We start from the raw sequence: 20526 nt of genomic DNA, 5'->3' as shown, positions 1-20526 counted from the left end.
TTTTTGCGGTGATTGGAGATATTTTATGAACAATCCGGGTTTGTTCCAAGCAAGGTGGAACCTGGGCAAGCTGGTTCTGTGCAATTTACTCCCTTTGGCCCTGCTGGGATTCTGGTTGTGGCCGACCGGGCAGATGTACTGCCTGATGTTCGACGAGTGGCTGTTCCGTCACCTCAACACTCCCCTGGCAACAAACTCCACCTGGCTGCACATCTGGGCCGTGGCCAGCCTGCGCCCCTTCGATATCGTGGTCGGCCTGATCATGCTCAGCCTGCTGATTCGCGGTGACTGGGTGTTCAAGGCGGTGGACGTGCGCCGCGCGTTTTTCGGCTTCCTGTCGATCCTGATTCTCATGGTGGTGATTCGCGCACTGTTTTCCAAGCTGGTGGCGCTGATGAACTGGCAACACAACAGCCCGTCCATGGTGCTCGAAGGCGCCGTGCACATGAGCGACTACTTCCCCGGCTGGGAAAAGACCTGGGAACTCAAGGACCGCTCCAGCCAGAGCTTCCCCGGCGACCACGCTTCGGTGCTGCTGATCTGGGGCCTGTTCATGGGGATCTTCAGCCGCAGCGCTGGCCAGTTCCTGATCGTTTGGGGCCTGACCCTGCTGTTCATGATGCCGCGCCTGGTGGCGGGCGCGCACTGGGGCCAGGACGACTACATCGGCGGCGTGCTGCTGGCGGTGCTGGCCCTGGGCTGGGGCTACTACACGCCGTATGCGGCGCGGATGTCGAACTTCCTGCTGCGCCTGACGCACCCGCTGTTCAAGCTGATGACCCGGATGCCCGTGCTATCGCGCATGAGCGTGGTCCGTTCCAGCAGCCTGCTGCGCTGATCAGACCTGCAGGAGGCGGCTGGCTGGCGAAGGCGTCCTCAAGGGCCCATTCGCCGGCAAGCCGGCTCCTACGGTTTCATTCGTGACTGCTGCCGTGGAATTTGAATAGATCACGGCGCTGTTTCTTGCTCGGTTTGCCATCGGTGCTGACCCCCAGGGCACCAGCCTTGCGCTGGGCCGCCGCGGTTTCTCGCTTGGCGATGCTGGCTTCGGTTTCCGTGTAGAGCGTCTGCGCCTCGGGAGCGCCACGACGGACAATGGAAAGGGCCTGGACCACCACGGTACGTTCGTCGAAGCCGGCGCGAATCTGGTATTCATCGCCTACCCGCGGCTCCTTGCCCGGTTTGCAGCGCTCGCCACGGTGATGCACCTTGCCACTTTCGATGGCCGCCTTGGCCAGGGCACGAGTCTTGTAGAAGCGCGCTGCCCACAGCCATTTATCCAGACGAACCTTGTCCTCTTCTTCCTGCTTGTGCGCCACTGGAATTCCTCTCGGTGAAAAATGTCGCAACTGTACAGCCCGCCTACGGGCTCTCATAAATCCTGCCGCTCACCTAAAATAACCCAGGTTGCGCCCTGATACGCGAGGAGTCCCTGTGACTGACTTCCCCACTACCCTGACCTCGCCCGGCAATCGCTGCGAAGGTTGCCAGCAAAGCCAACCCCTGGGCTTCGATTTTTCCTTCGCCTACCAACCCATAGTCGATCTGCGGGACCAGTCGGTCTTTGCCCACGAGGCCCTGGTGCGCGGGACCAATGGCGAAGGCGCCGCAACGGTGCTGGATCAGGTCACCGACAGCAATCGCTACCGTTTCGACCAGCTTTGCCGTACCCAGGCCATCACCACGGCCGCACAGTTGGGGATGCAAAGCCACCTGTCGATCAACTTCATGCCCAACGCCGTGTACCGGCCGGAACTGTGTATCCGCAGCACCCTGGAAGCCGCCCGCGCCCAGCACTTTCCCCTGGACCGGCTGATTTTCGAAACCCTGGAAAGCCAGCACGTAGATAACAGTCGCCATTTGACCAATATTCTGCGTGAATACCGCGAATTCGGCTTCAAGACCGCCATCGATGACTTCGGCGCGGGGTACTCGGGGCTGAACCTGCTGGCGGATTTCCAACCCGACCTGATCAAGCTCGACATGGCGCTGGTGCGCGATGTCCATCAGGATCGCGTACGCCAGGCGATCATCCGCGCGATTGTCACAATGTGTGCGGAGTTGGGGGTTACAGTCATTGCCGAAGGCGTTGAAAGCGCCGATGAACGGGACTTTCTCGGCGACTGTGGAATTTATCTGATGCAGGGTTACTGGTTCGCCAAACCTGCATTCAAAGCCCTGGCCGAGGTTCCGGCTGCGGCCTGGAAAAGCTAATTGCGGATTTCCCATATTTGAAGACTTTTGACCATTTGACCGTTGTCGGTCTGCGCGAATGGGTGGCGCTTCCTGATCTGGGAGTGGCCGGCCTGCGCGCCAAGATCGATACCGGGGCCAGTACCTCCAGCCTGCATGCCACCGAGATCGAGCCCTTCGAGCGCGACGGTGAGCAGTGGGTGCGCTTCAATGCCCACTTGGGCAGTGTGGTGCAGTTGCGTCACCGGCGCTGCGAAGCGCCGCTGGTGGCGATGAAAACCATTAAAAGCTCCAACGGCCAGGCCCAGGTGCGCTATGTGATCAGCACCACCCTGGCCCTGGGGGATCGCGTGTGGCGGGTGGAATTTACCCTCGCCTGCCGCAAGGCCATGCGCTATCGCCTGCTGCTGGGTTCCAAGGCCCTGATCGACGGCCAGTTGGTGGTCAATCCGGGCATCAAGTACGTACAAGACAAACCGGTGTTCCCGGTATCCACTACCTCTGCCACAGGTGTTGCATGAAGATCGCTGTGCTGTCGCGTAACCCGCGTCTGTATTCCACTCGTCGTCTGGTCGAGGCCGGCACCGAGCGTGGCCATGAAATGGTAGTGGTCGACACCCTGCGCGCCTATATGAACATCGCCAGCCACAAGCCGCAGATCCACTATCGCGGCAAGCCCCTGGAGGGCTTCGACGCGGTGATCCCGCGCATTGGCGCCTCGGTGACGTTCTACGGCTGCGCAGTGCTGCGCCAATTCGAAATGATGGGGGTGTTCCCCCTCAATGAGTCGGTGGCCATCGCCCGCTCCCGGGACAAGCTGCGTTCGCTGCAGCTGCTGTCACGGCGCGGCATCGGCCTGCCCGTGACCGGCTTTGCCCACTCGCCGGACGACATTCCCGACCTGATCGAAATGGTCAACGGCGCGCCCCTGGTGATCAAGGTATTGGAAGGCACCCAGGGTATCGGCGTGGTGCTGTGCGAAACCGCCACCGCGGCGGAGTCGGTGATCGAGGCCTTCATGGGCCTGAAGCAGAACATCATGGTCCAGGAGTACATCAAGGAAGCCGGCGGCGCCGACATTCGCTGCTTCGTGGTGGGGGACAAGGTGATTGCGGCAATGAAACGTCAGGCCAAACCGGGGGAGTTCCGCTCCAATCTGCATCGTGGCGGCAGCGCCAGCCTGATCAAGATCACCCCGGAAGAACGCATGACCGCGCTACGGGCGGCCAAGGTCATGGGCCTGAGCGTGGCGGGGGTGGATATCCTGCGCTCCAATCACGGGCCGCTGGTGATGGAAGTCAATTCCTCACCGGGCCTGGAAGGGATCGAGACCACCACCGGCAAGAACGTGGCAGGGATCATCATCGAACACATCGAGAAGAATGGCGGGCCGAATATGACCCGGACCAAGGGCAAAGGCTAGGGATCGCGTTGCCGGCCTTTCGCTGGCAAGCCAGCTCCTACGGGCGATGTGCTGCCTATAGGAGCGAAGCCCTGATCAATCCGCATCACGGGGCAGCAGCAGCCCCAATGGCAAGCGCACCCGCGCTTCCAGGCCGCCGTCGGGGCGGTTGCGCAGCTCCACATTGCCGCCATGCATGGCGGCAATCCGTTTGACGATGGCCAACCCCAGGCCGGTGCCCTTGCCACCCCGGGCACGGTCGCCACGGGTGAAGGGGTTGAAGATCGCTTCCAGCTCCGAAGGGTCGATCCCCGCACCACGATCCATCACGCTCAGCACCACGTAAGGGGCATTGGTGTCGCCGGACACATAGGCCGCCACTTCGACTTCCGTGCCCGCGTGATTCAAGGCGTTGCCGATCAGGTTGTTGAGCAGACGCTTCATCGACACCCGACGCAGCGGGAACGGCTGGATCGGCTCCAGGCGCAGGTGCACCCGCTCTTCATTCTGGTTGTAGGGCGCTGCCACTTCGCGCACCAGATCGCTGAGATCGACCTCTTCCACCGACTCGTCGCGACCGTCGCGGATAAACGCCAGGAACTGGTCGAGGATCGCATCCATGTCCTCGATATCCCGGACCATATCGTCGGTCAGGTCGGTGTGAGCGCCCATCAATTCCAGTGACAGCCGCAGGCGGGTCAGCGGCGTGCGCAAGTCATGAGATACCCCGGCCAGCATCAGCTCCCGTTCACGCCCCGCCTGCTCCACGTCTTCGGCCATCTGGTTGAAGGCGCGATAGACCTCGGTCATCTCGCTCGGTGTGTCGCTGATGGGCAGGCGCACACTGCGCCCCTGGCCCAGTTGCCGAGCGGCGTAGACGAGACGCTTGAGGGGCTGGTTGAGCTGGCTGACGAAGATCCACGCCGAGGCGGTGGAAAGCAGGCCGATGGCCAGGAACCAGCCCAGCACGCTCCAGATCTTCTGCCCTCGCAGCGGGTGGGGATACAGCGGCACCTTGAGCCAGCCATCCCCCAGGCTCGGCGCCCGTACCCAAAGTGCCGGAGGTGCATGCATGCGCAGGCGCACTTCGGTGTCGGCACCCAGTTCAGCCTGCATCTGCCGCTGATAAATCTCACTGTAGGGCCAGTGCTGCTCGCCGGCCGGCACGCCGCTGCCCACCACCTTGATCAGCCCTGCGGCCTCGGCGATCTGGTCGCGGTTGGATTCGTCGGCGGCCCAGTAGGCGCGCAGGGTCAGGGCCACACCGTGGCTGTATTGCCGGTCCACCAGCACGTCCTCGTTCATCAACAGATAAACCAGGGTCAATGCCTTGGAAAACAGCACCACGATCAGCACCAGCCACAGGGTGCGGGAGAAGAAACTCTGGGGGAACCACAACGGGGTTTTCATAACAGCCAATACACACTTTGCAGGAGCGACTCGCGCTCGCACAGTTGCGGAATGCGAACGCCCGGGTCGTTGCCGGCCCGGGCGTTCGCTCCTACAAATCACCTATCACTTGGTCGCGGTGCCATCCGGCACGAAGACATAACCCACGCCCCAGACGGTCTGGATATAGCGCGGCTTGGAAGGATCGGGTTCGATCATCCGCCGCAGGCGGGAGATCTGCACGTCGATGGAACGCTCAAGGGCATCCCACTCGCGGCCACGGGCCAGGTTCATCAGTTTGTCCCGGGTCAGCGGTTGGCGGGCGTTCATCACCAGCGCCTTGAGCACCGCAAACTCACCGGTGGTAAGCATGTGCACTTCATCGCCACGCTTGAGCTCGCGAGTGGCCAGGGACAGTTCGTAGTCACCGAAGGTCACGCTTTCGTCTTCGCTGCCCGGCGCACCCGGCACCGGAGCCGACTGGCGACGCAGCACGGCCTTGACCCGAGCCATCAGCTCGTCAGGGTTGAACGGCTTGGCCAGGTAATCGTCGGCGCCCAGTTCCAGGCCCTTGATGCGGCTCAGCTCGTCGCCCTTGGCGGTGAGCATGATGATCGGGATCTGGTTGTTGGCGCTGCGCAGGCGGCGGCATGCGGTCAAGCCGTCTTCGCCGGGCAGCATCAGGTCGAGAACCACCAGATTGAACACTTCGCGACCCAACAGACGGTCCATTTGCTCGGTGTTCGGTACAGCACGGGCACGGTAGCCCTTGCTGACGAAGAAACGCTCCAGCAGGCTGCTCAGACCCGGATCGTCGTCAACAATAAGAATTTTTTCGCCTTCAGCAGTTTGTGCAGTGCTGCTCATTGGATGCTCCTCTAATCTCGGTGCGCATTATGGCGTAGCTGCCGTTATACGCACCGTGTGCATTGTTAGCAGATTTTTCCTCTATCGCCAGCAAACCCGCTGTCGGCCTGAGGCTGGCGATCACCCCGCAACGGCTAACGCTGGGTATAATGCGCCGCCTTTTGTGTTGGGCAATATCTGATCAGTACGACTTCGGCCGGTTTATTTATTTGTCTGGGCCGGCAGTATTTTTTCGATTTCACGGGTCAACAGGCAGCCTTTTGATCCAGGTGGCGGCGCGGGCCAGGCCGCTCAACCAGACTCGCCGGACCTTATTTTCGTGCCCGCGGGCCTGCTTTCACACATTTGTCAGGTGGTTTTATGGACAGCATCAACAGCCGCATTGCCGAGGAACTCGGCGTACGCCCACAACAGGTCGAAGCGGCCGTCGCTCTATTGGATGAAGGCTCCACCGTGCCCTTCATCGCCCGCTACCGGAAAGAAGTTACCGGCAGCCTCGATGACACCCAACTGCGTCATCTGGAAGAGCGCCTGCGCTACCTGCGAGAACTCGACGAACGGCGGATCAGCATCCTCGCCAGCATCGAGGAACAAGGCAAACTGACCCCGGAATTGGCCCGCGACATCAAACTGGCCGACACCAAGACCCGCCTCGAAGACCTTTACCTGCCCTATAAGCAGAAGCGCCGCACCAAGGGCCAGATCGCCCTGGAAGCCGGCCTCGGCGAACTGGCGGACGGCCTGTTCAACGACCCGAGCCTGGCCCCGGAAGCCGAAGCCGCCCGCTTCGTCAACGCCGAGAAAGGCGTAGCCGACGTCAAGGCCGCCCTGGAAGGCGCCAAGTACATCCTCATGGAGCGCTTCGCCGAGGACGCCGGCCTGCTGGACAAGCTGCGCAACTTCCTCAAGCAGGAGGCCACCCTCAGCGCCCGCGTGGTCGCCGGCAAGGAAGAGGAAGGCGCCAAGTTCCGCGACTACTTCGAACACGACGAACCGCTGAAAAGCATGCCGTCGCACCGCGCCCTGGCGATTTTCCGTGGCCGCAACGAAGGCATTCTCAGCTCCGCCCTGAAAGTCGGTGACGAGCTGCCGGGCACCATGCACCCATGCGAAGGCATGATCGGCCAGCAATTCGGTATCCAGAACCAGAACCGCCCCGCCGACAAATGGCTCGGTGAAGTGGTGCGCTGGACCTGGAAGGTCAAGCTCTACACCCACCTGGAAACCGACCTGCTGGGCGAGCTGCGCGACGGCGCGGAAACCGAGGCGATCAACGTTTTTGCCCACAACCTGCACGACCTGCTGCTGGCCGCCCCGGCCGGCCCGCGCGCCACCCTGGGCCTGGATCCGGGCCTGCGCACCGGCTGCAAGGTGGCGGTGGTGGATGCCACCGGCAAGCTGCTGGATCACGCCACGGTCTACCCGCACGTACCCCACAACAAGTGGGACCAGACCCTGGCCACCCTGGCCGCCTTGTGCGCCAAGCACGCGGTGGACCTGATCGCCATCGGCAACGGCACCGCCAGCCGCGAGACCGACAAGCTGGCCGCCGAGCTGATCAAAAAATACCCAGCCATGAAAATGACCAAGGTCATGGTTTCCGAAGCCGGTGCATCGGTGTACTCGGCCTCGGAACTGGCGGCCAAGGAATTCCCGGACCTGGACGTGTCGATCCGTGGCGCGGTGTCCATCGCCCGCCGCCTGCAGGATCCACTGGCGGAACTGGTGAAGATCGACCCGAAATCCATCGGTGTCGGCCAGTACCAGCACGATGTGTCGCAGCTGAAACTGGCCCGCGGCCTGGACGCCGTGGTCGAGGACTGCGTGAACGCCGTCGGCGTCGACGTCAACACCGCTTCCGTGGCCCTGCTGGCGCGGATCTCCGGCCTCAACGCGACCCTGGCGCAGAACATCGTCAGTCACCGCGACGAACACGGTGCCTTCAAGACCCGCGCCGCGCTGAAAAAGGTCGCCCGCCTGGGTGAAAAGACCTTCGAACAGGCCGCCGGCTTCCTGCGCGTCATGAACGGCGACAACCCGCTGGACGCCTCGGCGGTCCACCCGGAAGCCTACCCGCTGGTGCAGCGCATCGCCGCCGACACCGGCCGTGACATTCGCTCGCTGATCGGCGACAGCGGCTTCCTCAAGCGCCTGGACCCGAAGAAATTCACCGACGAAACCTTCGGCCTGCCCACCGTCACCGACATCCTCCAGGAACTGGACAAGCCCGGCCGCGACCCGCGTCCGGAGTTCAAGACTGCCGAGTTCCAGGACGGCGTCGAAGACCTCAAGGACCTGCAACTGGGGATGATCCTCGAAGGCGTGGTGACCAACGTCACCAACTTCGGCGCCTTCGTCGACATCGGCGTGCACCAGGACGGCCTGGTGCACATCTCGGCGCTGTCGGAGAAGTTCATCAAGGACCCGCGTGAAGCGGTGAAGGCCGGCGACGTGGTCAAGGTCAAGGTCATGGAAGTCGACATCCCGCGTAAACGCGTGGGCCTGTCGATGCGCATGAGCGACACCCCGGGCGAGAAGATCGACGGTGCCCGCGGTTCTCGTCCAGGCTCGGCGCCCCGCTCCTCCCAGGGCAATGCGCCACGCAAGGAAACCACCGCTGCCGCTCCAAGCAACAACGCCATGGCCTCGCTGTTCGCCAACGCCAAGCAGTTGAAGAAACGCTGATGCAGATCCCCGCCGGTCTGACCGAAAGCGCCTTCAGCCAATTGCTCGGTTGCCGTCTGCAACGCTTGGAAACAGGCGAGGCGGACGTCGCTCTGGAGCTGACCCCGCAGTTGCGCAATCGCGGGCAGAAGCTCCACGGCGGGGCGATCTTCAGCCTGGTGGACATTGCCATGGGGCTGGCCTGTTCCAGCACCCACGGCTTTGACCAGCAGAGCGCCACCATCGAGTGCAAGATCAACTACATCCGCGCCGTGGCCGAGGGCGAGGTGCTGTGCCGGGCCAAGGTGATCCACCCCGGCCGCCGCACCCTGGTGGTGGAAGCGGATGTGATCCAGGGCGACAAACTGGTCGCAAAAGCACAAGGCACCTTCGCGGTCCTATAGCTGCCTGCCCTCAAATTGGGTTAATTTCGGCGCTGCGAAAGCGGCGTCGGGGTTTTCTTGCCCGCGCTGAAGCCAGATTCAAGGATGGAGTGTTGGCGTTTCCAGGCGAGTCGGCTTGACTCAAAAACAAGGCGAAAACGCCAGTTTTAACTTCACCCTTGTAGACCGTCCTGCCCACCCCCATATTGGGGCGACTGACGCGTGAAGGAATCCAACTTGAGCGAACTTCTCAACCGCCGCCTGGCTCTGCTCGGCGAGCGCGCTAACCTCTCCCTGCTCGAGCAGTGCCTGCACGGTATCGAACGTGAATGCCTGCGTGTCACCGGCGAAGGCCGCCTGGCACAGACCCCGCACCCGGAAGAACTGGGTTCCGCGCTGACCAACGAACAGATCACCACCGACTACTCCGAGTCGCTGCTGGAATTCATCACACCGGCCCTCGCGGACCCGGCGGACACCCTGGCCAGCCTCGACAAGATTCATCGCTTCGCCTACAGCAAGCTCGGCAACGAGTACCTGTGGAGTCCATCGATGCCGTGCCCATTGCCGGCCGAGGAAGACATCCCGATCGCCTATTACGGCACCTCCAACATCGGTCAGCTCAAGTACGTGTACCGCAAGGGCCTGGCCCTGCGCTACGGCAAGACCATGCAGTGCATTGCCGGCATCCACTACAACTTCTCCCTGCCGGAACAGCTGTGGCCGCTGCTCAAGGACGCGGAAGGCTTTGTCGGCAGCGACCGTGACTACCAGTCCTCGGCCTATATCGCGTTGATCCGCAATTTCCGTCGCTACAGCTGGCTCTTGATGTACCTGTTCGGTGCCTCGCCGGCCCTGGACGCGGGCTTCCTGCGCGGCCGTTCGCACCAGCTGGAACAGTTGGACGCCGAAACCCTGTACCTGCCCTACGCCACCAGCCTGCGCATGAGCGACCTGGGCTACCAGAGCCAGGCCCAGGCCGGCCTGACCCCTTGCTACAACGATCTGAACAGCTACACCGACAGCCTGCGCAAGGCCGTGGCCACGCCTTACGCGCCTTACGTGGAGGTCGGCACCCACAAGGATGGCGAGTGGGTTCAGCTCAACACCAACATCCTGCAGATCGAAAACGAGTACTACTCCAACATCCGCCCCAAACGCGTGACCTACACCGGCGAACGGCCGATCCAGGCGCTGATGGCCCGGGGCATCCAGTACGTCGAAGTCCGTTGCCTGGACATCAACCCCTTCCTGCCCCTGGGCATCGATGTCCAGGAAGCCCGTTTCCTCGACGCCTTCCTGCTGTACTGCGCCTTGAACGACAGCCCGCTGTTCGAGAACAACGAGTGCGGCAACGCCACCTCGAACTTCCTCGCCGTGGTCAAGGAAGGCCGCCGCCCGGGCCTGCAACTGCAACGCCGGGGCCAGCCGGTGGAAATGAAAGAATGGGCCGCCGAACTGCTGGAGCAGATCGCGCCGTTGGCCGCCCTACTCGACCAGAGCCACGGCAGCGACGTGCACAGCAAGGCGCTGGACGCCCAACTGGCCAAGGTCAAGGACTCGTCCCTGACGCCTTCGGCCCAGGTGCTGGCGGCCATGAGCGAACACAAGGAAAGCTTCAGCCAGTTCTCCCTGCGCCAGAGTCAGGTGCATGCCGAGTACTTCCGCAGCCAGCCCCTGGCCAAGGAAGAACAAGCCGCCTTCGAAGACGCGGCGCGCAAATCCCTGGAACAGCAAACCGAGCTTGAGCAAAACGAAGTGGGTGATTTCGACGTGTTCGTCGGCGCCTACCAGGCCAGCATCCTGGCCATCAGCAACTAGATCCGTGGCGAGGGAGCTTGCTCCCTCGCCACAATAGCCTGCGGGCCAGGCCCACGAATTTCCCCTCATAAGCTAATGCAAATAAGTTATTTATTTCTGCATTCTTAGATCATTTAGTCTCCTCCCACGCCGATCACCGGCCGCCTATGAGGAGCACCCCCATGAAGCTGCATTTCCCCCTTCGCCTCCTGGCGGCCGCGTCCCTGGCCGCTGCGAGTTTCTTTGCCCAGGCGGCCGACGTTACCGTCGCCTATCAGACCACCGTCGACCCGGCCAAGGTCGCCCAAGCCGACGGCAGCTATGAAAAAGCCACCCAGGCCAAGATCAACTGGCGCAAATTCGATAACGGTGCCGACGTCATCGCTGCTATCGCTTCCGGCGATGTGCAGATCGGCTACCTGGGCTCCAGCCCGCTGACCGCCGCCATCACCCGCAAGGTGCCGGTGGAAACCTTCCTCATCGCCACCCAGATCGGCGCCGCCGAAGCCCTGGTGGCCCGCGACGGTTCCGGGATCAAGAGCCCTCAGGATCTGGTCGGCAAGAAGGTCGCCGTGCCGTTCGTTTCCACCGGCCACTACAGCCTGCTGGCGGCGCTGAAACACTGGAACATCGACTCCTCGAAAGTGCAGATCCTCAACCTCGCGCCACCGGCGATCATTGCCGCCTGGAAACGCGGCGATATCGATGCCACCTACGTGTGGGACCCAGCCCTGGGTGTGGCCAAGGAAAACGGCAAGGTGCTGATCACCTCCGGTGAGCTGGCCAAGTTCGGCGCGCCGACCTTCGATGCCTGGATCGTGCGCAAGGACTTCGCCGAGAAGCACCCGGAAATTGTCACGGCCTTCGCCAAGGTGACCCTGGATGCCTATGCCCAATACCGCAAAGACCCGCAAGCCTGGCTGGCCAACCAGGGCAACGTCGACAAACTGGTGAAGCTCTCCGGGGCCAAGGCCAGCGATATCCCGCTGCTGCTGCAAGGCAACGTCTACCCACTGGCCGCCGATCAGGTGGTCAGCCTCGGCGCCCCGACCACCAAGGCCATCACCGACACCGCGGTGTTCCTCAAGGAGCAAGGCAAGGTCGAGGCGGTACTGCCGGACTACGCCCCTTACGTCAGCGCCAAGTTCATCACTGAATAACCCGCGACCGGACAGGAGATAGCCGTCATGGCCTTGCTACAACTGGAGCGCATCAGCGCACAGTACCCCGGCGCCGCCGAACCGGTGCTGGCGGATATTTCCCTGACCCTGGGGCCACAGCAACTGCTGGTCGCCCTGGGCCCCTCCGGCAGCGGCAAGACTTCGCTGCTGAACCTGATTGCCGGGTTCGTCGACCCCAGCGCCGGGCGCATCAGCCTCGACGGCGTGCCGGTCAAGGGCCCCAGCGCCGAGCGTGGCGTAGTGTTCCAGGACGACGCCCTGCTGCCCTGGCAGGACGTGCTGGCCAATGTCGCCTTCGGCCTGGAGCTGGCCGGAGTAGCTCGAGACCGGCGTGAAGCCCGGGCTCGGGAGATGCTCGCCCTGGTGGACCTTGCCGGTTTCGAAAAGCGCCGTGTCTGGCAGCTCTCCGGTGGGCAGAAACAGCGCGTGGGCCTGGCCCGCGCCCTGGCCGCCGACCCGCGAGTGCTGCTGATGGACGAACCCTTCGGTGCCCTGGATGCCTTCACCCGCGAGCAGATGCAGGAGCTGTTGCTGCAAGTCTGGCGCCGCACCGCCAAGCCGGTATTCCTGATTACCCACGACATCGAAGAAGCGGTGTTCCTCGCCACCGACCTGATCCTCCTGGCCCCCAACCCGGGGCAGATCGTCGAACGCCTGAACCTGGACTTCGGCCAGCGCTACGCCGCCGGCGAATCGGCGCGGGCGATCAAGTCCGACCCGTTGTTCATCGAAACCCGCGAACACGTGCTGTCCCGGGTGTTCTCCCAACGCAGCGCCACCCAGCAGCAGGAGCGCCCATGACCAGCTACGAGATTCCCGCCACCGCCACCGGCGATGCCAACCCGAAAGCGCCATTGCCGGTGCGCCGCAGCCTGAGCACCCGCTGGATCAGCGTGCTGACCCTGATCATCCTGCTGGCCCTGTGGTGGGCGGTGACCGCCACCGGCCTGATCGAACCGCTGTTCCTGCCGCCACCGGCCGCCGTTCTGCAAAAAGGTTGGTTGCTGGCCACCAGCGGCTACATGGATTCCACCCTCTGGCAGCACCTGGCGGCAAGCCTGCAACGCATCGGCCTGGCCCTGGGCTTTGCCGTGCTGACGGCCATTCCGGTGGGCATCGCCATTGGCGCCAACCGCATCGCCCGTGGCGTGCTGGACCCACTGATCGAGTTCTACCGGCCGATACCGCCACTGGCCTATCTGCCGCTGATCGTTATCTGGTGCGGCATTGGCGAGCTGTCCAAGGTGCTGCTGATCTACCTCGCCATCTTCGCCCCGATCGCCATCGCCACCGCCACCGGCGTGCGCACCGTCGACCCGGCCAAGCTGCGCGCCGCCCAGTCCCTGGGCGCGACCCGGGCGCAGCTGATTCGCCACGTGATCCTGCCCAGTGCCTTGCCGGACATCCTCACCGGCGTGCGCATCGGCCTGGGCGTGGGCTGGTCGACCCTGGTGGCGGCGGAGCTGATTGCCGCCACCAGTGGCCTGGGTTTCATGGTGCAGTCCGCCGCGCAATTCCTGGTCACCGATGTAGTGGTGCTGGGGATACTGGTGATTGCCCTGATCGCCTTCGCCATGGAGATGGGCCTGCGCGCCCTGCAACGCAAGCTGGTGCCCTGGCACGGCCAATCCCACTGACAACAAATCCCCCTCTCCTGTGTAGGAGCCGGCTTGCCAGCGAAGAGGCCCGCAAGCTTAGCGCCGCCCTCCCGGCCGGCTCCTACACACAGCGAATACGAGAACAACCATGAGCCTGACCCTCACCCCTTTAAGCTCCGCCCTCGGCGCCCAGATCAGTGGCGTCGATATCAGCCAGCCGCTCAGCGTCGAGCAGCGCGATGCCATCGAGCAGGCACTGCTCAAGCACCAGGTGCTGTTCTTCCGCGACCAGCCGATCAACCCACAGCAACAGGCGCGCTTTGCCGCCCACTTCGGTGACCTGCACATTCACCCGATCTACCCCAATGTGCCGGACCAACCGCAAGTGCTGATCCTCGACACCGCCGAAACCGACGTGCGCGACAACGCCATCTGGCACACCGACGTAACCTTCCTGCCGACCCCCGCCATGGGCGCGGTGCTCAGCGCCAAGCTGCTGCCGGAATTTGGCGGCGACACGCTGTGGGCCAGCGGCATCGCCGCCTACGAAGCCTTGTCCGAGCCGATGAAAAACCTGCTGCAGGGCCTGACCGCCACCCACGAGTTCATCAAGTCCTTCCCTCTGGAGCGCTTCGGCAACACCCCCGAAGACCTGGCGCGCTGGGAGGAAACCCGACGCAAGAACCCACCGCTGTCGCACCCGGTTATCCGCACCCATCCGGTGAGCGGACGCAAGTCGCTGTTCGTCAACGACGGCTTCACCACCAAGATCAACGAACTGTCCGAGAGCGAAAGCGCAGCCATCCTCAAGCTGCTGTTCACCCACGCCACCCGCCCGGAATTCACCATCCGCTGGCGCTGGCAGGAAAATGACGTGGCGTTCTGGGACAACCGCGTGACCCAGCACTATGCGGTGGACGACTACCGTCCACAGCGCCGAGTCATGCACCGCGCGACCATTCTTGGGGATGTACCGTTCTTTCGCTGAAACGCGGGGGATGCAGCAAGCCCCGGCCCCGCTGAGCGAGGTCGGGGAAGGCTGGCTATTTCACGCTGGCGGGAGCTTTCTTCTTGCGATTGCCGATATGAATCGCCTGGCCATTCACCGACAGGGCGGCTTCATGCAGGGCTTCGGACAGGGTCGGGTGGGAGAACACCATCATCCCCAGGTCTTCGGCGCTGGTGCCGAACTCCATGCCGATCGCGCCTTCCTGGACCAGTTCCGCAGCGCCCGGTCCTATCACATGCACCCCAAGTACCCGGTCGGTGCCCGCATCGGCAATGACCTTGACCAAGCCGGCGGTGTCGTTGGCCGCCATGGCGCGGCTGCTGGCGGAGAACGGGAAGGTGCCGATGTTCAGCTCGATGCCCTGGGCCTTGAGGGCCTGTTCGGTCTGGCCGACCCAGGCGATTTCCGGGTGGGTGTAGATCACTGACGGGATCAGTTCGTAATTGAGCGGATGGTGATGCCCGGCAAGGCTCTCGGCCACCATCACCCCTTCTTCCGAAGCCTTGTGCGCCAGCATCGGGCCGCGTACCACGTCGCCAATGGCGAACACCCCCGGCACGCTGGTCAGGCACTGACCGTCGACGTGGATGAAGCCGCGCTCATCCAGCTGTACGCCACTGTCAGGCGCCAACAGGTCGGTGGTCAGGGGCCGACGACCCACGGCGACGATCAGGCGGTCGAAGGTCTGCTGCTTGTCTTCGCCGGCCTCGCTGAGGCTGACCTTGACGCTGTCGCCCTGCACTTCGGACGCCGTCACCCGGGCACCCAGACGGATATCCAGGCCTTGCTTGCCAAGGATCTTCTGCGCTTCCTTGGCGATCTGTACGTCCACTGCCGGCAGGAAGCTGTCGAGGGCTTCGAGTACCGTCACTTCGGCGCCCAGGCGGGCCCAGACCGAGCCCAGCTCCAGACCGATGACACCGGCGCCGATCACCCCCAGGCGCTTGGGCACGCGGGTGAATTCCAGGGCTCCGGTGGAGTCGACGATCACCTTGTCCGTCAGCGGCGCGGCGGCGATATCGATAGGCCGTGAGCCGGGGGCGAGAATGATGCTGGTGGCGCTGATGCGCTGGGTGCTGCCATCGGCCGCGGTGACCTCCACTTCCTTGTTGGCCAGCAACTTGCCGTGACCTTCCAGCAGGGCCACGCCATTGGCCTTGAACAGCGAGGCGATGCCGCCGTTGAAATTGCGTACCACGCCGTCCTTGCGCGCCAGCATGGCCGGCACGTCCATCTGCGGATTGCTGATGCCGATGCCGTGCACCTCGAAACCGTTGCGCGCCTCGTAATAGTGATGGGAGCTGTCCAGCAACGCCTTGGAGGGAATGCAGCCCACGTTCAGGCAGGTGCCGCCCAGAGCGGTCTTGCCGTCCTTGCCCTTGTAGCGCTCGATACAGACCGTCTTCAGTCCCAGTTGCGCAGCTCGGATCGCCGCGACGTAGCCGCCGGGACCCGCGCCGATAACGATCACATCGTATTTTTCACTCATTGATTGCCGTCCTTTGCACAGACAAAATCGACCACGGCTCCCATGGTCGCGTTGTCCTTGAGAATTTTCAGGTGGCCAAGCCCTCGGGTTTGCAGGACTTGCCGGTGACGCAAGCCTTCAGCGAAGGTTTGCAGGTCATCTGCCGGGACTTCCTGATCCTGCTGGTCATGCACCAGCAGCACCGGGATATCCACCTGGTGGCCATAACGACTGACCGCCAGGCTGCTCATGTCCTTCTGATAGCGTTGCTCAACCAGAAGTTGCATGCGTTGTCTGACGTCATCGTTGATCCACAGAAAGGCCGCAAAACGCCGTACGACGTTTTCGATGTCGGCCGGCGCGGCAACCAGTACTGCACGCTGGAAGTCCTTGCCGACCGGGATGCTCAAGGCATACCCGGCGGCAGCGCCGCCCAGGGAATGCCCGATCACCGTATCAAACGGCCCCAGTTGTTTCTGCACCTGATCCAGCATGCTGACGAAGGTCGGCAGCGAGGCTTGCCGGCCACCGCTGCCGCCATGGCCGATGCAGTCGAAGGACAGCACTTCACAGCCCTCCTCCAGCAACAGCGGAATCAGGTACTGCCACTGGGTACTGGCGCCACTCCAGCCATGCACCAGCACCACCCGCCGGCGGACCTGTTGCGGGGTCCAGCGGAAGCAACGCAGCCGCCCTTCCTCGGTGTCCAGGTCCTGCACCGTGGCGCTGGGCAGCGTCAGCGGAAAATGCTGGCGCAGCCGTTGCGGTGTGGTGAACATCTTCAGCGCCCGCACCGCAGCACGCCGAGGAAGCAGCCGCGACTCAATCCAGAAACTGCAACGCAGCAGCCCCAGAACCCCGTTATAAATGCCCTTGAAGAGCATTTTCCTGAAGCTGCGGCGCCGGCCCTTGGCAGGTGCCGACGGTTGCTCTTGGGTCGCCATCTTCCTTCCTCATCGACTACAGGTTTCAAGCGTTGGCTTACAGCTTCACCATGTTGAAGTCCAACTTGCTCACGCCACATTCCGGGCAGGTCCAGTCTTCGGCAATGTCGTCCCAGGCGGTGCCCGGAGGCACCCCCGAATCGGGATCGCCAAGCCGTTGATCGTAGATCCAGCCGCAAATCAGGCACATCCACAGGCCGGACTCGGCCACAGCGTTTTCAGCATAGGTCGTCATGGGTGGTTAACCATCATCAAAGGGTTGTGCGTTGTTCTCATGCGCTGGCCTGAGCCACTTCGGCCACCTTGATGTTCTGTGCCAGGAACTGCGCCACCTGCTCCACCACTGCAGCATCGGAGAGGATGCGCACGTGGCCGAGCCCGGACACCGGCTCCAGCTTCGCCCAAGGCATCAGCGTGGTGATCTGCTGCGCCTCGCAGAACGGCACGATCGGGTCGTTGAGGTCATGCAGCACCAGCGTCGGCAGTTGCAGGGCATTGCCCAGCGCCGGGATGTCCCAATGCTGGACCGGCACACCATTGCGCTTCCACAGTTCGCGGTGCATGGCATCGACGATTTGCGGCTTGAGTTTGAGGTAGCCATTGGCCCAGCGCTGGATCACCACCGGCAGGTTGGCCGGCGAACCCAGCAGGCACAGGGCCTTGATCCGATGGGTCTCGGCCAGTTCGGCCAGGGCACCGGTGGCGGCGATACCGCCCAGGGAGTGAGCGACGATCCCCACCACATCGCCCAGGGCGACAATGGCCGCTTTCACCGCATCCTTGAACTCGGTCATGGTGCTCAGCGAGCCCGGCGAGATGCCGTGGGCCGGAGCATCGAAGGTTGCGACCTTGAAGCCCTGGCGCTGCAGTGCACGAGTAAAGGAGTACAGGCTGCGACTGTCCGCCCCCCAGCCATGGACCAGGAGAATGGTCTGGTCGCCCGTGCCCCACTGGTAGCCATGGGGAACGCCCGCAATGCCCTTGATATGGAAACGCTGGGCGCCCAGGGGACTCATTTCCTTGTCCGGCTGCTTGATGTATTCCCGGGTATAGCCGAACAGGTCCGTGGCCTTGGCGCCGGCGGTGTCCACCGAGAGTGTCCCCAGCACGCCCATGTAGCTGCGCAGCATTTGCTGCTTCAGGGTCAGCGGGCTGTTGGCCGCCTTGGCGCCTGGCGTGCTGAGGTCCCCGGTCGCCTGGGCCGGCTGGTCAAAGGACTCATAGAAGCCATTGACCGGGTCGTACAGGTGGCAATTGCGCGCCACGTGCCATACATCCTGCACGGTCATGGGCTTCTCGCGGACCATGCCCGGGAAGGCGGTCTTCAGCGCTGCCTGGGCTTCGGGCAGGTTGTAGTGGGGAATGATCGGCGCCACGTGGTGCGCGGTGTGCACCGAAATGTAGTGAGTCAGGAACAGCAACCACTTGGGGTACATGTAGTCAGTGGTCAGCAGCAGTCGGCTGCTGTTGAAGCTCCAGTGCTCCTTGGTCAGGAACGGAGTCTCATCGCTGATGTGATGCATCATGGTGGTCAGGCTGAACCAGGCATGGGTCGCCAGCCACGGGGCGACGAAGTACAGGAACAGCCCGGTGAAGCCGGTGAAGTACACCAGGGTCGGCAGGTAGATCAGCGCAGCCACCACCATGAACAGGATCGAACGACGCACTTCGTTGCGCGCTTCGAGCTTGTGGAACATCGACGGGCGAAAGCCCGAGTGACGCTGGTAGTTGACCGTGCCCAGCCAGAACAGCCAGGTGCGGGTGCTGCTGTAGACCAGCTTGTCCCACCAGGGCATGGCGTCGTATTGCACGCGCAGTACCGGGCGCCAGTCGACGTCCATTTCCAGGTTGTTGGTGTTGGCGTGGTGCATGTTGTGCATGTGGCGCCAGCCGTGGAACGGGTACAGCAACGGCAGCAAGGCGATATGCCCGAGGATGTGGTTGAAGCTGCGATTGCGCGAGAACGAGTTGTGCCCGCAATCGTGAGCCACACAGAACAAGCCCCAGCCGCCCAGGCCCGCCACCAGCCACAGCGGCAGGTAGAACATCCAGTGCACGTGGGCGACCGCCACTATCGCACCGATGTAGAGCATGTAGCTGACGACGAAGCTGAGCATCCCGCGCCATACCCGAGGCTGATACAGGTGCTTAGGGATTGCGTCAGTCAGACGCAGGCCTTCGATCTCCTGTGAGCGTCGGAGCAGGTCATTGAATTTATCGTTTTTTTGCGAAGGCATCTGTGCAATGGCCATGGCCAAGCTCCTGCGAAGTCAAACTTCGGATGTGGTCAGTTCGTTGGCCAGGTATTTGGACAAGTCATCGATGCTGGAGTATTCGAACAGCAGGGCCGGGGACAGGCGCTGCTCCATGAACTTCTCCAGGTCGCCCGCCACCTTCACCGCCACCAGCGAGTCGAGGCCGTAGGACTCGAAGCTGCGGGCGGTATCGACCTGGGACGGATCGATCTTCAGCAGCGCACCCATTTTCTGCACCAGCCAATGCTTGATGCTCTCTTCGTTGAGTTCGACCGCCGCCTGTTTTTTCTCCGAGAAGCTCAGAGTGCTCAGCAAATTGGAAATGAAGTTGGCCATAGGATCTTCCTTGATGAGTAGGATGGTTTACAGATCAGACGATCCCGTTGCTCAGGATGCGGCCTGACGCTTACGGACTTTGTCGATCATTGCCTGGGACGGTGAACGCAGGTCTGAGACCAGTCTCAGCTTGCCCATTAACGCCAGTGTCCAGCCCGACAAGTCGGGCTCCCACCAATGCACGCCATGCCGGTACCAGGCAGGGAATGCGTGGTGATTGTTTTGCAGCCCCTCGCCAAAGGTGAGGAACGCGACAATCCAGTTGTTGGTGCTCTGGTCGTGGGTCACGAACGGCCGGGCGCCATAGCGGTGGCAAATGGAGCCCACGCACCAGGCCGCCTGGTTGGCAACGAAGATCCGCGCCAGGCCGCCAAAAATCAGGCCGCTCCAGGCACCGGACCAGCTCTGGGTGACCAGGCCGCCAATGATCCCCGGCAGCACCACGCCCAGAGCGACCCAGAACAGGTAGGTCTGGTTGTAGAAGAACAAACGACGGTCACGCAGGATGTCGGGGGCGAAGAAGTTCCAGCTCGACATGTCCGGCGCCAGCATCCACGGCATGTGCGCATGCCACAGGCCCTTGGCGCGCTCCAGGCGGCTCTGGCCCATCAGGTTCGGCGAATGCGGATCACCGTGCTGGTCGCTGTAGGTGTGATGCCGGCGATGGGTGGTGACCCAGAACAGGATCGGACCCTGGGCCGCCATGGAGCCGGCGATCAGCATCAGGCTGCTCATCAGGCGCGAGGTCTTGAAGGCGCGATGGGCCAGGTAGCGGTGATAGCCCATGGAGACGCCGAACATCTGGATCGCGTAGAACGCCCCGAAGAGGATGAAGTCCAGGGCGTGCACCTGACCGGTGACCCACAGGCGGATCGCCTCGAAGGCACCGAACAAGGGAACCAGCATCACCGCCAGCGCAATGCGCGCCTTGGTTCTGGCGGCTGCCGGACTCAGCTGCGCGACCCCGTTGATCTCTGGAGTTGCTGTGGTTGTGAGGATCTCGTCCATGAATAGCTTCCTGTGAGGTAAGTACCGGC

At 62.9% G+C, this 20526-nt stretch carries 20 protein-coding genes; 11 read left to right on the top strand and 9 right to left on the bottom strand.

Annotated features, from left to right (window positions below; all coding sequences use genetic code 11):
* Window positions 1-25: 25 nt before the first annotated feature.
* The gene (locus ACSSVC_RS05165) at window positions 26-838 is read left to right on the top strand and encodes a phosphatase PAP2 family protein (protein WP_346634124.1); all 813 of its coding nucleotides are present in this window, start codon (window positions 26-28) and stop codon (window positions 836-838) included.
* A gap of 76 nt (window positions 839-914) precedes the next feature.
* On the opposite strand, the gene ACSSVC_RS05160 is transcribed toward ACSSVC_RS05165, so the two are convergent.
* The gene (locus ACSSVC_RS05160; RefSeq protein ID WP_016966989.1) at window positions 915-1319 is read right to left on the bottom strand and encodes an RNA-binding S4 domain-containing protein; all 405 of its coding nucleotides are present in this window, start codon (window positions 1317-1319) and stop codon (window positions 915-917) included.
* Between the two features lie 115 nt (window positions 1320-1434).
* On the opposite strand from ACSSVC_RS05160, the gene rimA reads away from it, so the two are divergent.
* From rimA to rimK, 3 genes are read left to right on the top strand one after another with little or no spacing between them, the layout of a single operon-like run.
* The gene (gene rimA, locus ACSSVC_RS05155) at window positions 1435-2214 is read left to right on the top strand and encodes a S6 modification regulatory phosphodiesterase RimA (protein WP_346634123.1); all 780 of its coding nucleotides are present in this window, start codon (window positions 1435-1437) and stop codon (window positions 2212-2214) included.
* Window positions 2215-2231: 17 nt separating this feature from the next.
* Entirely contained in the window at window positions 2232-2714 is a 483-nt protein-coding gene (gene rimB, locus ACSSVC_RS05150; RefSeq protein WP_007931742.1) for a retropepsin-like aspartic endopeptidase RimB, read from the top strand.
* Window positions 2711-3616 (top strand): 30S ribosomal protein S6--L-glutamate ligase, encoded by a 906-nt coding sequence (gene rimK / locus ACSSVC_RS05145; protein WP_007931744.1) that lies wholly within the window; start codon window positions 2711-2713, stop codon window positions 3614-3616. Before rimB ends, rimK begins: the two co-directional genes overlap by 4 nt.
* A gap of 75 nt (window positions 3617-3691) precedes the next feature.
* Here the strand turns inward: rimK and ACSSVC_RS05140 are convergent, their stop codons facing one another.
* Together ACSSVC_RS05140 and ompR are read right to left on the bottom strand one after the other, a co-directional pair.
* The gene (locus ACSSVC_RS05140; protein ID WP_123724213.1) at window positions 3692-5005 is read right to left on the bottom strand and encodes an ATP-binding protein; all 1314 of its coding nucleotides are present in this window, start codon (window positions 5003-5005) and stop codon (window positions 3692-3694) included.
* A gap of 105 nt (window positions 5006-5110) precedes the next feature.
* The gene (gene ompR / locus ACSSVC_RS05135) at window positions 5111-5851 is read right to left on the bottom strand and encodes an osmolarity response regulator transcription factor OmpR (protein WP_016966992.1); all 741 of its coding nucleotides are present in this window, start codon (window positions 5849-5851) and stop codon (window positions 5111-5113) included.
* 360 nt (window positions 5852-6211) lie between these two features.
* Here ompR and ACSSVC_RS05130 point away from each other — a divergent pair, with 360 nt between their 5' ends.
* From ACSSVC_RS05130 to tauD, 7 genes are all read left to right on the top strand, one after another.
* Window positions 6212-8536, top strand: coding sequence for a Tex family protein (locus tag ACSSVC_RS05130; RefSeq protein WP_492612047.1), 2325 nt, complete (start codon window positions 6212-6214; stop codon window positions 8534-8536).
* Entirely contained in the window at window positions 8536-8919 is a 384-nt protein-coding gene (locus tag ACSSVC_RS05125; protein ID WP_011058654.1) for a PaaI family thioesterase, read from the top strand. The genes ACSSVC_RS05130 and ACSSVC_RS05125 overlap by 1 nt, the downstream gene beginning before the upstream one ends.
* Before the next feature lie 216 nt (window positions 8920-9135).
* A complete protein-coding gene (gene gshA, locus ACSSVC_RS05120; protein ID WP_346634121.1) occupies window positions 9136-10719 on the top strand; it encodes a glutamate--cysteine ligase in 1584 nt (527 codons plus the stop codon).
* A 161-nt stretch (window positions 10720-10880) separates the two neighbouring features.
* Window positions 10881-11858, top strand: a complete 978-nt coding sequence (tauA, locus tag ACSSVC_RS05115; RefSeq protein ID WP_404938045.1) for a taurine ABC transporter substrate-binding protein — start codon at window positions 10881-10883, stop codon at window positions 11856-11858.
* 27 nt (window positions 11859-11885) lie between these two features.
* Window positions 11886-12680: a taurine ABC transporter ATP-binding subunit gene (gene tauB, locus ACSSVC_RS05110; RefSeq protein WP_346634119.1), complete on the top strand. Its 795-nt coding sequence runs from the start codon at window positions 11886-11888 to the stop codon at window positions 12678-12680.
* Window positions 12677-13516, top strand: coding sequence for a taurine ABC transporter permease TauC (gene tauC, locus ACSSVC_RS05105; protein WP_492612046.1), 840 nt, complete (start codon window positions 12677-12679; stop codon window positions 13514-13516). The genes tauB and tauC overlap by 4 nt, the downstream gene beginning before the upstream one ends.
* Window positions 13517-13625: 109 nt before the next feature.
* Window positions 13626-14465: a taurine dioxygenase gene (gene tauD / locus ACSSVC_RS05100; protein ID WP_346634117.1), complete on the top strand. Its 840-nt coding sequence runs from the start codon at window positions 13626-13628 to the stop codon at window positions 14463-14465.
* Between the two features lie 55 nt (window positions 14466-14520).
* Here the strand turns inward: tauD and lpdA are convergent, their stop codons facing one another.
* From lpdA to ACSSVC_RS05070, 6 genes are read right to left on the bottom strand one after another with little or no spacing between them, the layout of a single operon-like run.
* The gene (gene lpdA, locus ACSSVC_RS05095) at window positions 14521-15975 is read right to left on the bottom strand and encodes a dihydrolipoyl dehydrogenase (protein WP_492612045.1); all 1455 of its coding nucleotides are present in this window, start codon (window positions 15973-15975) and stop codon (window positions 14521-14523) included.
* Window positions 15972-16898 (bottom strand): alpha/beta hydrolase, encoded by a 927-nt coding sequence (locus ACSSVC_RS05090; RefSeq protein ID WP_346634115.1) that lies wholly within the window; start codon window positions 16896-16898, stop codon window positions 15972-15974. The genes lpdA and ACSSVC_RS05090 overlap by 4 nt, the downstream gene beginning before the upstream one ends.
* A gap of 37 nt (window positions 16899-16935) precedes the next feature.
* Window positions 16936-17133: a rubredoxin gene (locus ACSSVC_RS05085; protein ID WP_123724223.1), complete on the bottom strand. Its 198-nt coding sequence runs from the start codon at window positions 17131-17133 to the stop codon at window positions 16936-16938.
* A gap of 37 nt (window positions 17134-17170) precedes the next feature.
* Complete coding sequence (locus ACSSVC_RS05080; RefSeq protein ID WP_346634114.1) at window positions 17171-19150, bottom strand: alpha/beta fold hydrolase; 1980 nt, start codon at window positions 19148-19150, stop codon at window positions 17171-17173.
* Between the two features lie 18 nt (window positions 19151-19168).
* Window positions 19169-19489, bottom strand: a complete 321-nt coding sequence (locus tag ACSSVC_RS05075; protein WP_123724225.1) for an acyl carrier protein — start codon at window positions 19487-19489, stop codon at window positions 19169-19171.
* A 51-nt stretch (window positions 19490-19540) separates the two neighbouring features.
* Window positions 19541-20497, bottom strand: a complete 957-nt coding sequence (locus tag ACSSVC_RS05070; RefSeq protein WP_492612044.1) for an acyl-CoA desaturase — start codon at window positions 20495-20497, stop codon at window positions 19541-19543.
* Window positions 20498-20526 lie beyond the last annotated feature (29 nt).

It is taken from the genome of Pseudomonas sp. E1BtOHC1, assembly GCF_058744285.1.
This window is presented reverse-complemented; position numbering and strand designations above follow the sequence as displayed.